The 12,552-nt window shown below is 60.3% G+C and carries 14 protein-coding genes; 6 read left to right on the top strand and 8 right to left on the bottom strand.

The genetic code is table 11. From position 1 onward, the window contains the following. Positions 1-32 precede the first annotated feature (32 nt). From PspR84_RS03165 to PspR84_RS03175, 3 genes are all read left to right on the top strand, one after another. Positions 33-827, top strand: a complete 795-nt coding sequence (locus PspR84_RS03165) for a helix-turn-helix transcriptional regulator (protein ID WP_150750060.1) — start codon at positions 33-35, stop codon at positions 825-827. Between the two features lie 63 nt (positions 828-890). Then, positions 891-1,196, top strand: a complete 306-nt coding sequence (locus PspR84_RS03170; protein WP_077570711.1) for a PsiF family protein — start codon at positions 891-893, stop codon at positions 1,194-1,196. 329 nt (positions 1,197-1,525) lie between these two features. Further along, positions 1,526-2,539, top strand: coding sequence for a membrane protein (locus tag PspR84_RS03175; RefSeq protein ID WP_016984798.1), 1,014 nt, complete (start codon positions 1,526-1,528; stop codon positions 2,537-2,539). 119 nt (positions 2,540-2,658) lie between these two features. On the opposite strand, the gene PspR84_RS03180 is transcribed toward PspR84_RS03175, so the two are convergent. Beyond that, positions 2,659-3,927: an Hsp70 family protein gene (locus PspR84_RS03180; protein ID WP_160055414.1), complete on the bottom strand. Its 1,269-nt coding sequence runs from the start codon at positions 3,925-3,927 to the stop codon at positions 2,659-2,661. 291 nt (positions 3,928-4,218) lie between these two features. Between PspR84_RS03180 and PspR84_RS03185 the strand changes: the two genes are divergently transcribed. The 3 genes from PspR84_RS03185 (at position 4,219) to PspR84_RS03195 (ending at position 7,110) form a co-directional block, all read left to right on the top strand. Continuing rightward, positions 4,219-5,169 (top strand): DnaJ C-terminal domain-containing protein, encoded by a 951-nt coding sequence (locus PspR84_RS03185; RefSeq protein ID WP_095126127.1) that lies wholly within the window; start codon positions 4,219-4,221, stop codon positions 5,167-5,169. A gap of 23 nt (positions 5,170-5,192) precedes the next feature. Beyond that, the gene (locus PspR84_RS03190) at positions 5,193-5,498 is read left to right on the top strand and encodes a chaperone modulator CbpM (RefSeq protein WP_160055416.1); all 306 of its coding nucleotides are present in this window, start codon (positions 5,193-5,195) and stop codon (positions 5,496-5,498) included. A 205-nt stretch (positions 5,499-5,703) separates the two neighbouring features. Beyond that, positions 5,704-7,110, top strand: coding sequence for a hypothetical protein (locus PspR84_RS03195; RefSeq protein ID WP_160055418.1), 1,407 nt, complete (start codon positions 5,704-5,706; stop codon positions 7,108-7,110). Positions 7,111-7,170: 60 nt separating this feature from the next. Here the strand turns inward: PspR84_RS03195 and ureC are convergent, their stop codons facing one another. From ureC to urtE, 7 genes are all read right to left on the bottom strand, one after another. Next, the gene (gene ureC, locus PspR84_RS03200) at positions 7,171-8,871 is read right to left on the bottom strand and encodes an urease subunit alpha (protein ID WP_160055420.1); all 1,701 of its coding nucleotides are present in this window, start codon (positions 8,869-8,871) and stop codon (positions 7,171-7,173) included. 156 nt (positions 8,872-9,027) lie between these two features. Continuing rightward, positions 9,028-9,333 (bottom strand): urease subunit beta, encoded by a 306-nt coding sequence (locus PspR84_RS03205; RefSeq protein WP_038360474.1) that lies wholly within the window; start codon positions 9,331-9,333, stop codon positions 9,028-9,030. Further along, complete coding sequence (locus PspR84_RS03210) at positions 9,333-9,866, bottom strand: GNAT family N-acetyltransferase (RefSeq protein WP_110719598.1); 534 nt, start codon at positions 9,864-9,866, stop codon at positions 9,333-9,335. The genes PspR84_RS03205 and PspR84_RS03210 overlap by 1 nt, the downstream gene beginning before the upstream one ends. A gap of 5 nt (positions 9,867-9,871) precedes the next feature. Then, positions 9,872-10,405 (bottom strand): GNAT family N-acetyltransferase, encoded by a 534-nt coding sequence (locus PspR84_RS03215; RefSeq protein WP_160055422.1) that lies wholly within the window; start codon positions 10,403-10,405, stop codon positions 9,872-9,874. 9 nt (positions 10,406-10,414) lie between these two features. Next, entirely contained in the window at positions 10,415-10,717 is a 303-nt protein-coding gene (ureA, locus tag PspR84_RS03220; protein ID WP_016984788.1) for an urease subunit gamma, read from the bottom strand. Positions 10,718-10,940: 223 nt separating this feature from the next. After that, positions 10,941-11,780 (bottom strand): urease accessory protein UreD, encoded by an 840-nt coding sequence (locus PspR84_RS03225; protein ID WP_160055424.1) that lies wholly within the window; start codon positions 11,778-11,780, stop codon positions 10,941-10,943. 43 nt (positions 11,781-11,823) lie between these two features. Next, positions 11,824-12,522 (bottom strand): urea ABC transporter ATP-binding subunit UrtE, encoded by a 699-nt coding sequence (gene urtE, locus PspR84_RS03230; RefSeq protein WP_103306101.1) that lies wholly within the window; start codon positions 12,520-12,522, stop codon positions 11,824-11,826. Positions 12,523-12,552: the final 30 nt, after the last annotated feature.

A 12,552-nucleotide genomic window follows, 5' to 3' on the forward strand; every position in this document is an offset into this window, starting at 1 on the left:
AACCGGACAACCTGCCTCTGAAACCGGACAGCATGAACAGTAAACACATCGATCTGCTGGATTTCAGCGAACTGCCGTCGGCGGTGTACTTCCGCTACGCCGATTTCAACGCCCATGAATACGCCGCGCCGCACCGCCATCCGTGGGGCACGCTGGAGTATGCCGCACACGGCGTGTTGCACATGGACGTCGATGGCAGTCGCTTCATGTCGCCGCCGCAATACGCGGTGTGGGTGCCGCCGCAGATCGAGCACAGTTTCTACAGCCATCAACCGGTCAACTATCGCGCGGTGTGCCTCGACCCGAAGGTCTGCGCCGAACTGCCGACACGCGCCTGTACTCTGGCGATCAGCGATATTCTCAAGGCGATTCTCAAAGACTTCGCCGCCCGTGACGTGAAGATTCCCGAACTCGATGCCGACCAGCGTCTGGCGCAAGTGTTGGTCGATCAACTGCAACAGGCGCCAGTGCACGAATGTTATCTGCCGTACGCGAGCAGTCCGGGGTTGCTGGCGATCCTCGAAACCTTGCAGGCCGAGCCGGGCAACAATCAGCCGTTGGCGCATTGGGCGCTGCAGGTGCACGTCAGCGAACGTACGCTGGCCCGGCAATTCGTTCGGGAGCTGGGGATGAGTTTTGGCGAGTGGCGTCAGCGCTTGCGCTATCTCGCCGCGATCGAGGCGCTGGAAACATCGCGCAGCGTGCAGGAAATCGCCTTCGATCTCGGTTACAGCAGCGGCTCGGCATTCATCGCCATGTTCGCCCGGCAGGCGGGGTGTACGCCGGAGCAGTATCGCCGCAGCCATCTGGAAGGGAGGAAGGTGTAACAGGATTTGGCTACACTCCAGCAGAGGCCGCCCCCCTCGGTGCGGCGCCAAGGAGAAAACTCCATGAAGATGTTGCGTGTGCCGTTGTTGATGATTGGTTTGCTCCTGTGTTCCCAGGGTTTCGCCGCCACGGCGCAACAGAACAAGATGACCACCTGCAATGCCGATGCGACCGCCAAGAGTCTGAAAGGCGATGAGCGCAAAACCTTCATGAGCACCTGCCTCAAGGCAGCGCCAGCGGCCAACGATGCCAAGGCCCTGACCCCGCAGCAGCAGAAAATGAAGACCTGCAACGCCGATGCCGCCACCAAAGCCCTGACCGGCGATGCGCGCAAGACCTTCATGAGTGATTGCCTGAAGAAAAAATAACCTGGTTCTGTGGGGTGACTGGTTTAGGCGTTCGCTTGAGATTTGCCCTCACCCTAACCCTCTCCGAGAGGGAGAGGGGACTGACCGCGGTGTTTTCAGATATCCATCGACCTGAACTATCCGGCCGATTCTGAATTCAATACAGCACTGGCAGGTCACCGGATTTCTTCGCCATTCCTTGATCGGTCCCCTCTCCCTCCGGGAGAGGGCTAGGGTGAGGGCTGGATCTCAAGCCGTGCAGCAAAACCCGAAACACCGCATATACCTAGTGCTCCCCCGGGAACGCTGGCAGACTGCCAATCCTTTTACGCCGTTCGTTTTGAGGCTGTATGCCAACGTTTTCTGAGCGTCATGTAGTGTTCTGGGTCAGTTGCATCATCATTTTCGGCGGTTTGCTGCTGGTGCTGCCGCTGCGCTTGTTGCCCAGTCTGTTGGCCGGGCTGTTGGTCTATGAGCTGGTCAACATGCTCACTCCGCAACTGCAACGGCTGATCGAAGGCCGCCGCGCGCGTTGGCTGGCGGTGGCTTTGCTCGGCACCCTGGTGGTAAGTGTGCTGGCGCTGATCTTCGCCGGCGCGATCAGTTTTCTCCTGCACGAAGCAGAAAATCCCGGCGCGTCACTCGACAAATTCATGGGCGTGGTTGATCGCGCACGGGGGCAATTGCCACCGTTCATCGACGCCTATCTACCGGCCAGTGCTGCGGAGTTTCGCGTGGCGATCGGCGAGTGGATGAGCAAGCACCTGTCGGACCTGCAACTGGTCGGCAAGGACGCGGCGCACATGTTCGTGACGCTGCTGATCGGCATGGTCCTCGGCGCGATCATCGCCTTGCAGCGCATCCCCGACGTTACCAAACGCAAACCGCTGGCCGCGGCGCTGTTCGACCGTTTGCACCTGTTGGTGCAGGCGTTCCGCAACATCGTCTTCGCGCAGATCAAGATTTCCCTGCTCAACACTTTCTTCACGGGGATCTTCCTCGCGGTGATCCTGCCGATGTTCGGCATCAAACTGCCGCTGACCAAAACCCTGATCGTGCTGACCTTCCTGCTCGGCCTGTTGCCGGTGATCGGCAATCTGATGTCGAACACGCTGATCACCATCGTCGGTCTGTCGCTGTCGATCTGGGTGGCATTGGCGGCGCTGGGTTATCTGATTTTTATCCACAAGCTCGAGTACTTCCTCAACGCACGCATTGTCGGCGGTCAGATCAGTGCCAAGTCGTGGGAGTTGCTGCTGGCGATGCTGGTGTTCGAGGCCGCGTTCGGCCTGCCGGGGGTGGTGGCGGGGCCGATTTATTACGCGTATCTGAAGAGTGAGTTGAAGCTGGGCGGGATGGTTTAACAGCAGCTTCGAGTTGCAAGCTTCAAGCTTCAAGCTACAAGTAAAAGCAGAAGCGAGAGCGCAGTGGCTCTTGCTTTTGCTCTTACTTACCGCTTGCAGCTTAAAGCTTGCAGCTGCCGTTAAACGCCATAGCGTTTCATGGCTTCAATCGCCAAGCCGCTACCAATGCTGCCGAAGATGTTGCCTTCAACATGTCGCGCATTCGGCAGCATCGCCGAGACGCTGTTGCGCAGCGCCGGAATCCCGCTCGAACCGCCGGTGAAGAACACCGTATCGACCTGATTCACTGCCACACCGGCATCGTTCAACAGCTGGGTAACACTGCCACGCACCCGCTCCAGCAGCGCATCAATCGCCGATTCGAACAGCGCACGGGTCAGTTCCACGCTCAGCCCGGCTTCGATCCGGTCCAGCGGCACATGGCGGCTGTCGGTGTGGGTCAATTGAATCTTGGTTTCTTCAACCTCCATCGCCAACCAGTGGCCGGCGCGCTGTTCGATCAACTTGAACAGGCGATCGATGCCGCCAGTGTCTTCGATGTCGTAGCGCATGCTGCCCAGCGCCAGGCTGGATTTCTGCGAGTAAACCGAGTTGATGGTGTGCCAGGTCGCCAGGTTCATGTGGTGGCTGGTCGGCATGTAGGCGCCGCTTTTCATGCGGCTGCCATAGCCGAACAGCGGCATCAGGCCTTGCAGGCTCAATTGTTTGTCGAAGTCGGTCCCGCCGATGTGCACGCCGCCGGTGGCGAGGATGTCATCGTGACGGTTGTCGAAGCCGCGGCGCTCAGGCGACAGACGCACCAGCGAGAAGTCGGAGGTACCACCGCCGATGTCGACGATCAGTACCAGCTCTTCTTTCTCGATGGTCGACTCGTAGTCGAAGGCCGCCGCAATCGGTTCGTATTGAAAGGAGACTTCCTTGAAACCGATCTTCTTGGCTACGTCGACCAGGGTGTCTTCGGCTTCCTGGTCAGCCAGCGGATCGTCATCGACGAAGAACACCGGACGACCGAGCACCACTTGCTCGAATTCCCGACCGGCGGCGGTTTCCGCACGGCTCTTCAATTGGCCGATAAACAGGCCGAGCAAGTCCTTGAACGGCATCGCCGTACCGAGCACGCTGGTGTCGTGCTTGATCAGCTTGGAACCGAGCAGGCTTTTCAGCGAGCGCATCAGCCGGCCTTCGTAGCCTTCCAGGTACTCGTGCAGCGCCAGACGACCGTACACCGGGCGGCGTTCCTCGATGTTGAAGAAGACCACCGACGGCAGGGTGATCTTGTCGTCTTCCAGCGCGATCATTGTTTCCATGCCGGGGCGCAGCCAGCCGACGGTGGAGTTGGACGTGCCGAAGTCGATGCCGCAGGCACGGGCTGGAGAGGCGTCTTTCATGTCTTTCGGTTCCGGTCAAAAAAACGGCCGCGCAGTGTATGTCAGTGCGCGCCAGATTCGAAGGCCGGTCATCTGCTATTTCACGACTAAACTGGTTGAAAATCGCAGCTTTGCCCCAAACTTGCTGGCATGGGCCGGCAGAACCACCGGCGGTCGCAAGAACCGCCGTCCACTGCCGATAAACTTCTGCTGCGCCACCCGGTCACAACCTTGAGATCGGTCAACCTGGCACGCGCGAATCGGCGCATGCTGGCATCGGCGCGAAATCGATAACGGATGGTGATTCCTTCAATGGACTTCAAAGACTATTACAAGATACTCGGCGTGGAGCCGACAGCAGACGACAAGGCAATCAAGGCTGCCTATCGCAAGCTGGCGCGTAAATACCACCCCGATGTCAGCAAGGAAAAGGACGCCGAGGCCAAATTCAAAGATGCCTCGGAAGCCTATGAAGCGCTGAAAAGCGCCGACAAACGCGCCGAATACGACGAACTGCGCCGCTACGGCCAGCACGGTCAACCGTTCCAGGGGCCACCGGGCTGGCAGAGCCGTGGCGGCTTTGGCGGCGGCGGTGGCGACACCGGTGACTTTTCGGACTTCTTCAGTTCGATCTTCGGCAATCGCGGCCCCGGTTTCGGTGGCGGTGAAGGTCGGCAACAACGCAGTGCTGGGCGCCGAGGGCAAGACGTGGAAATGGAACTGCCGATCTTCCTCGAGGAGACGCTGTCGAACGAGTCGAAGAAAGTCACCTTCCAGGTGCCGCAATACAACGCCAACGGCCAGCACGTCAGCAATACCAGCAAGAGCCTGAACGTGAAGATCCCGGCGGGCGTGACCGACGGCGAGCGCATCCGCCTCAAAGGCCAGGGCGCACCGGGCGTCGGTGGCGGGGCGAATGGCGACCTGTACCTGACCATTCGTTTTGCGCCGCACCCGAAATTCGATGTCGAAGGCGAAAACCTCATCATCACTTTGCCGCTGGCTCCGTGGGAGCTGGCGCTGGGAGCGGAAGTGGCGGTGCCGACGCTGACCGGCAAGATCAATCTCAAGGTGCCGGCCGGCAGTCAGAACGGCCAGCGCATGCGCGCCAAAGGTCATGGCTTGAAAAACAAGGCCGGCGAGCGCGGTTATCTGTTTGTGCAACTCAAAGCGGTGATGCCGAAAGCGGCCGACGACGAGGTCAAGGCGCTGTGGCAGGAACTGGCGAAGAAAGCCGCCTTCAATCCGCGAGAGAACTTCTGAATTCGACGACGGAGTAGCCCATCATGAGCAGCCCCCTGATCGTTCAACTGGACCTGGCAGAATTCTGTGAGGCGGCCGATTTGTCGGACGTCTACGTGATCGAAATCGTCGAGCACGGCATCCTCGAACCTCAGGGCGCGCAGCCCCGGGAATGGCGCTTCACCGATTACGAATTGGCTCTGGCCAAACGCGCCGCCAAGCTGCGGCGCGATCTGGAGCTTGAGTGGGAAGGCGTCGCCCTGGCGCTGGACCTGCTGGAAGAGGTGCATGAATTGCGCGCTGAAAACCGCATGTTGCGCCAGCGTCTGGGGCGCCTGGTGGTCGAGTAGTTTTCCGCCGGTTTTGCTTGGCCGGATCGACCTTGCTCATGAAGCGAAGCCGCTTGCGCAAGGTTAATGTTTTTGCAGGTGTTTCCCCGGTTTTAACCGGCGAATCTCTCTGATAGTTTCGAGCAAGGATCGGCAATGGATGCCGGTCACCGCAGCGCCAGCCATGCCGGCGGGCGCAGCGTAACGCTCACAAGGAAACGTAAAAATGCCAGTCAAACCCAAACCGCCAACGCCGGCAACGGGCCGCGTCGATGTGCCCGCGAGCCCGCGTACATCCGCTGATGCGGATTCTTCAGGAACCGGGACAGCGCATCTCGCCCCAGACCCCTTTCTGCGCAAAACGCCCGGTCCTACGCCTGAAACGGCGGGTGGCGCGCCTGAGTCTTCGGTGGCTGCGGCAACGTCGAGAGTGCATGTGCATGAGTCGACGTCCGTTTCCACCGGTGCCAGTACTACCGATGCCCCAGGGCTGCAGCAATACCTGATCCCCGCGTCGAGCGCGTTACCCGCCGCCGATGCCGAGGGCTTTCGCACTTTCAAGGGCCGGCAATACGCCGATATTCAGGATGGCGGCACGGTATTGCTTGCCGTCGATGCGCAAACCGGTCTGCACAGGGCCCGTCTGGCGAGCGAACTGCAACCGTCAGGGCCGGCGCTTGCATTTGATCCTGCGAGCAATCACTGGTTTCCATTGCAGGACTTCTCCGCTTCCACGCCGCAGGCTGTCATGCCGCGCAAGAGCCGTCGTTCTCCGCGCAGAAGTGACGATGAGTTCGAGTTGGCGCTGGAGGAGTTGCCGCGCAATGACGACGGTGCGTCGGAGCAGTTTTATCTGGCCTCCGAGTCCATGCCGATCAAGCCTTACACGGCGCAAGAGCTGAATCTGATGCGCAGTGAAACGCGCTATTCGTTTCTCGGTAATCAGATGGGCACTTACAACCGCGCCAACAACGGCAAGTACCCGCTCCGTGACACCGCCGGCCGGCCGATCCGCATTCGCAAGCTGGAGACCAAAGTGCGTCTTGCAGACGGCGAGTTGTATACCTCTGAGCAGATCAAGCCCTACATCAAGTTCGAAGGCCATGAAGATGTCGCGATGCTTTATGAGCAGAAACTGCAATGGCGATTGTTCACCGCGGCCGATGTAAAAGTCCCCGGTGAAAAAGCGTTGATCGGACAGTCCATGGTGGTAGCCAACAGGCGTATCGCCAAGGGCGAGGCGGTTGGGGTCTACGGCGGGGTCATTACCCCGGCACGGTTCGTAGGGCCCCATGAACAAACATTCAGCATGCTGGCGGGGGTGCGTCTGCAATATGGTCCGGGGCAAATGCTGCCCGACCCGTTGGCCATACTGGGCGACAACATCATTTCCAGGATCAACTCCAACTTTGAGTATGACGCGACGGGCAAGCCCGTTCGCCAGGCACCGGATGGCTATAACGTTGTAACGGTGCCCTTCGACATCGAGGCGCAACAGTGGGTCGGCAAGCAATTGGTGACCAAGGACTTCATCCTCAACGTCGTGTTCGCTTCGCAAGACATCCCGGCAGGCACTGAGCTGCGCCTGGATTACAACTACACCGAACAACAGATGTCGTGGGCATTTCCCTGATTGATCTGGCATCGCCGCTGAATACGGATTTCAACGTCCGTATTCAGACGGCGACGCTTGTCAGAACAGGAAATAGCGCTGCGCCATCGGCAACGTTTCCGCCGGTTCACACCACAGCAACACACCATCCGCCTTGACCTGATAGGTTTGCGGATCGACATCGATGTCCGGCAAGTAATCGTTGTGGATCAGATCGGTTTTCTGCACGTCACGGCAGCCTTTGACCACGCCGATTTTCTTCTTCAACCCCAATGCCTCAGGCAGCCCGGCTTCCTGCGCCGCCTGACTGATAAAGGTCAGGCTGGTGGCATGCAGGGAGCCACCGTAGCTGGCGAACATCGGGCGGTAGTGCACCGGTTGCGGGGTCGGAATCGAGGCGTTGGCATCCCCCATCAGGCTTGCGGCAATCGCGCCGCCCTTGAGGATCAGCGTCGGTTTCACGCCAAAAAATGCCGGGCGCCACAGCACCAGATCCGCCCATTTCCCCACTTCCACCGAACCGACTTCATGGCTGATGCCATGGGTGATTGCCGGGTTGATTGTGTACTTGGCGATGTAGCGTTTGGCGCGAAAGTTGTCGTTGCCTGCGCCGTCCTGCGGCAGTGGCCCGCGCTGCTTTTTCATCTTGTCGGCGGTCTGCCAGGTGCGTGTGATGACTTCGCCGACGCGGCCCATGGCCTGGCTGTCGGAGCTGATCATCGAGAACGCGCCGAGGTCGTGAAGGATGTCTTCGGCGGCAATCGTTTCGCGGCGGATGCGGCTTTCGGCGAACGCGACGTCTTCGGCGATGCTCGGGTCGAGGTGGTGGCAGACCATCAGCATGTCGAGGTGTTCGTCGATGGTGTTGCGGGTGAACGGCCGGGTCGGGTTGGTCGAACTCGGCAGCACGTTAGGGAAGCCGCAAGCCTTGATGATGTCCGGTGCGTGACCGCCACCGGCACCTTCGGTGTGATAGGTGTGAATGGTGCGGCCTTTGAATGCGCCGAGGGTGGTTTCGACGAAACCGGACTCGTTGAGGGTGTCGGTGTGGATCGCCACCTGCACATCGAACTGATCGGCGACGCTCAGGCAGTTATCGATGCTTGCTGGCGTGGTGCCCCAGTCTTCGTGCAGCTTGAGGCCGATGGCGCCGGCCTTGACCTGCTCGATCAGCGGCTCCGGCAGGCTGGCGTTGCCCTTGCCAGTGAGGCCGATGTTCATCGGGAACGCATCGGCGGCCTGAAGCATGCGTGCCAGGTGCCAAGGTCCGGAGGTGCAGGTGGTGGCGTTGGTGCCGGTGGCGGGGCCGGTGCCGCCGCCGATCATGGTGGTGACGCCGCTCATCAGCGCCTCTTCGATCTGCTGCGGGCAAATGAAATGGATGTGCGTGTCGATGCCGCCAGCGGTGAGGATCATGCCTTCACCGGCGATCACTTCGGTGCCGGCACCAATGGCGATGGTCACGTTGGGCTGCACGTCGGGGTTGCCGGCCTTGCCGATGGCGGCGATGCGACCGTCCTTGAGGCCGACGTCGGCTTTGACGATGCCCCAATGGTCGATGATCAGCGCGTTGGTGATCAGCGTGTCGACGACTTCGGCCGCCAGCAGTTGGCTCTGGCCCTGGCCGTCGCGGATCACTTTGCCGCCACCGAATTTCACTTCTTCGCCGTAGGTGGTGAAGTCTTTTTCGACTTCGATCCACAGCTCGGTGTCGGCCAGGCGCACCTTGTCGCCGACGGTGGGGCCGAACATGTCGGCGTAGGCTTGTCTGGAGATTTTCATGCAGCGTCCTTCAGGAAAATAGTGGTGAGCCATCGACCCTCACCCTAGCCCTCTCCCAGAGGGAGAGGGGACTGTACGCGGTGAGGCTGCTATCGGTGATCGGCTCCCTCTCCCTCGGGAGAGGGCTGGGGTGAGGGGCCGCGGTGCACGCAGATATCAGAGGTCCCCCATGATTCGTCCGGCAAACCCGAATACCCGCCGCTTTCCGGCGTAATCCACCAACTCAACCTCACGGCTTTGCCCCGGCTCAAAGCGCACGGCGGTGCCCGCCGGAATATTCAGACGCATGCCCCGGCTCGCCGCGCGATCAAAGGTCAGCGCGTCGTTGGTTTCGAAAAAGTGATAGTGCGAACCGACCTGAATCGGCCGGTCGCCGCTGTTGGCGACTTTCAGGCTGAGGGTGCGACGGCCGACGTTGAGTTCGATGTCGCCGGGCTGGATCTGGTATTCGCCAGGAATCATCACTGGGCTCCTTGCAGAATCTTGTAATAGAGGGCGGTCGGCCGATAAGTGCCGGTCGGGTCGCAGGCGTAATCAGGAATCTGGCCCGCACGGGTGTAACCCAGCGCCTTGTAGAAATCCTCGGCGGGCGAGCCGGCCTCGGTGTCGAGGTAAAGCATGCCGCGCTTGTGTTTGGGCGCTTCGAGTTCCAGCGCACTCATCAATTGCTGACCGAGACCGCGACGCCGTGCGTGTTCGCGCACCAGCAGCTTCTGCACTTCGGCGCGATTGAGGCCGTTGGCTTTCTGGCACAACCCGAGCTGCACACTGGCCAGCACTTGTTCGTCCTTGACCACCACCCAGAGCAGCACGCTGCCCTTGTTGACGTTGTCCTGCACCTCATCGAAATAAGCGCGCGCCTGCGCGGCATCGAGATCGGCCATAAAGCCGACACTGGCGCCGTAACCCACGGCATCGAGCAGCAGGTCGATCAGGCCCTGACGGTAATGCGCAAAACTTTCCGCGTTGACGCGGCGCAGCTGGGCGGCGTTCATCGGTGTCACTCCTTGTTGGCGTCAGGCGGCTCCGCGCCAGGGTTGAGGGTCAGTTGCATGAAGGTCAGGTCGAGCCAGCGGCCGAACTTGGTGCCGACTTGCGGCATTTGCCCGGTGATGCTGAAACCGGCGCGCTCGTGCAGGCGAATCGAGGCAGCGTTGCCGCTTTCAATGGCGGCGACCATCACGTGCTTGTCGCAGGTCTTCGCCCGTTCGATCAGCACAGTCATCAGTTGCGGGCCGAGGCCGTTGCCGCGCTGATCGCTGCGCACGTAGACCGAGTGCTCGACGGTGTGACGGAAACCGTCGAACGGCCGCCAGTCACCGAAGGAAGCGTAGCCGAGCACACTGTTGTCGGCGTCGACGATCACCAGAATCGGATAGGCCTGGGCCTGACGCGCGCTGAACCACGCCTGGCGGTTGCCGAGGTCGACGGCTTGTTCATTCCAGATCGCCGTGGTGTTGAACACGGCGTCGTTGTAGATGTCACGGATCGCCGGCAGGTCGGCGTGAACGGCATCGCGAATGGAGTAAGTCATGACGCGGCCTCAGACGATCGGTTGGTGAACGGTGACCAGTTTGGTGCCGTCGGGGAACGTCGCTTCGACCTGGATTTCCGGGATCATTTCCGCGATGCCTTCCATCACTTGTTCGCGGCTGAGCAGGGTAGTGCCGAAGTGCATCAGCTCGGCGACGGTCTGGCCGTCACGCGCGCCTTCGAGCAGTGCGGCGGAGATGTAGGCCATGGCTTCCGGGTAATTGAGTTTCACGCCGCGCGCCAAACGCCGCTCGGCGACGAGGCCGGCGGTGAAGATCAGCAGCTTGTCTTTTTCGCGTGGGGTCAGGTCCATTGTGGGGTTCCATCAGGGCAGATTTGTGAGGTTCTTGCCGGTGTGGGGTGCCAGTTGGAGCAGCCCCTCACCCTAGCCCTCTCCCGAAGGAGAGGGGACTGATCTCGGTTGTTTTCAATGGCCGGTTCAGTCAGCGGTATTCGTTCAGTCAGTTAAATTCATTTCAAGCGACTCGGTCAGGCTCCCTCTCCCTCCGGGAGAGGGCGGGGGGTGAGGGTTGCTTTCAGGTGTTCCATATTCTCGGTGACACCGCCTCGCGATCCAGAAGCACCGGACGCAGCAAGCGCCATAAATCGATGAGCCAGGCCCGTGCGAGCAACGCTTCACTGGCCAGACAACGGGCAACCAAAAGTCCCGGCAATTGCGTCAAATCCCCGCGAACCTGGTTATCCAGCGAACGACAACGCTCCAGCAATTCAGCATCAATTTCACCGGTGACCAACAACGTCGCAAACACCGGATTGCCATCCAGGCCAATCGGCGAATCAAGCAAACCGTCATCACCGACAATGCGCTGGCGTTCATGCCAGAGCAATCGACCATCACGGCGAATATCCAGATGCGCCTGAAAATGCCCACGGTCGAAACGCTCGCCACTGGCCGGGCGACCCAGCGCCACCACATCCCAGTAAAACAGCCGTGCATCACCCTCAAGTTCAATCGAATTGCTCAGCTCAGCCTGCGCGGCGCTATAGACGATGGTCTCCTGCGGCAGCCATTCCAGCGTCGCCCCGGCCGCCACTTTCAAGTCGAGCTTCTGATAAGCCGGCCCACCGGCGCGATACCATTTGGCCGCGCCGGGGCTGGTGATCTGCGCCCAGGCGTCCTGTTCGACGCGGGCGCTGATGTCCAGTCGATCACCGCCGGCAATCCCGCCCGGCGGGTGGACGATGATGTGCTGGCAGACCTCGGGGCCCTCGGCGTACAGGTGTTTTTGCACGCGCAGCGGGCCAAGGTGCCGGCGCATGACCGGACGCGTGCAGTCGCCGAAACGGGCGTAAGCCAGTTCCAGCTCGGCGTGCCAGCTCGGGGTAAACAGGGCAGGTGCAACAGTCGAATTCATGGTTTGTAATTATCGTTAGGAAGCTACAGATTAGTTCGTTGTACTAGATCGTTACCAGCCCGCGCACACCCTCGGCCTCCATATTTTCACCGCGACCCTGCTGGACGATCTCGCCCCGGGACATCACCAGATACTGATCGGCCAGTTCCGCGGCGAAATCGTAGAACTGCTCGACCAGCAAAATCGCCATATCACCGCGCGCCGCGAGTTTCTTGATTACCGCGCCGATCTCCTTGATCACCGAAGGTTGAATGCCTTCGGTAGGCTCGTCGAGGATCAATAAACGCGGACGACTGGCCAATGCGCGACCAATCGCCAACTGCTGTTGCTGACCACCGGAGAGGTCACCGCCGCGACGCTGCTTCATTTGTAGCAGCACCGGGAACAATTCGTAGATGAAACCTGGGACTTCCTTGGCTTCACTGCCGGGAAAACGCGACAAACCCATCAGCAGATTCTCTTCCACGGTCAGGCGGCCGAAGATTTCCCGGCCCTGTGGCACGTAGGCAATCCCGGCGTGAACACGCTGGTGTGGCTTGAACGTGGTGATCGGTTTGCCTTCCCAATTGACTGCGCCTTCTTTGGCCGGCAGCAGGCCCATCAGGCATTTGAGCAGGGTGGTTTTGCCGACACCGTTACGGCCGAGCAGGCAGGTGACTTCGCCGACTTTCACGTCGAACGAAAGGCCACGCAGGATGTGGCTACCGCCGTAGTACTGGTGCAGCTTGTCGACTTGCAGCATGTTCAAATTCCTTAAAATTCACCCAAATCC

This window comes from Pseudomonas sp. R84 (assembly GCF_009834515.1).
In the GTDB taxonomy this organism is placed as follows: Bacteria; Pseudomonadota; Gammaproteobacteria; order Pseudomonadales; family Pseudomonadaceae; genus Aquipseudomonas.

Excerpts from the sequence above, each read along its gene's own strand:
- PspR84_RS03175 (WP_016984798.1), top strand. The coding sequence starts at position 1,526 with ATGCCAACGTTTTCTGAGCGTCATGTAGTGTTCTGGGTCAGTTGCATC.
- ureA (WP_016984788.1), bottom strand. The coding sequence starts at position 10,717 with ATGGACCTGACCCCACGCGAAAAAGACAAGCTGCTGATCTTCACCGCC.
- PspR84_RS03165 (WP_150750060.1), top strand. The coding sequence starts at position 33 with ATGAACAGTAAACACATCGATCTGCTGGATTTCAGCGAACTGCCGTCG.
- PspR84_RS03185 (WP_095126127.1), top strand. The coding sequence starts at position 4,219 with ATGGACTTCAAAGACTATTACAAGATACTCGGCGTGGAGCCGACAGCA.
- PspR84_RS03215 (WP_160055422.1), bottom strand. The coding sequence starts at position 10,405 with ATGACTTACTCCATTCGCGATGCCGTTCACGCCGACCTGCCGGCGATC.
- PspR84_RS03205 (WP_038360474.1), bottom strand. The coding sequence starts at position 9,333 with ATGATTCCTGGCGAATACCAGATCCAGCCCGGCGACATCGAACTCAAC.
- PspR84_RS03190 (WP_160055416.1), top strand. The coding sequence starts at position 5,193 with ATGAGCAGCCCCCTGATCGTTCAACTGGACCTGGCAGAATTCTGTGAG.
- urtE (WP_103306101.1), bottom strand. The coding sequence starts at position 12,522 with ATGCTGCAAGTCGACAAGCTGCACCAGTACTACGGCGGTAGCCACATC.
- PspR84_RS03225 (WP_160055424.1), bottom strand. The coding sequence starts at position 11,780 with ATGAATTCGACTGTTGCACCTGCCCTGTTTACCCCGAGCTGGCACGCC.
- PspR84_RS03195 (WP_160055418.1), top strand. The coding sequence starts at position 5,704 with ATGCCAGTCAAACCCAAACCGCCAACGCCGGCAACGGGCCGCGTCGAT.
- ureC (WP_160055420.1), bottom strand. The coding sequence starts at position 8,871 with ATGAAAATCTCCAGACAAGCCTACGCCGACATGTTCGGCCCCACCGTC.
- PspR84_RS03180 (WP_160055414.1), bottom strand. The coding sequence starts at position 3,927 with ATGAAAGACGCCTCTCCAGCCCGTGCCTGCGGCATCGACTTCGGCACG.
- PspR84_RS03170 (WP_077570711.1), top strand. The coding sequence starts at position 891 with ATGAAGATGTTGCGTGTGCCGTTGTTGATGATTGGTTTGCTCCTGTGT.
- PspR84_RS03210 (WP_110719598.1), bottom strand. The coding sequence starts at position 9,866 with ATGAACGCCGCCCAGCTGCGCCGCGTCAACGCGGAAAGTTTTGCGCAT.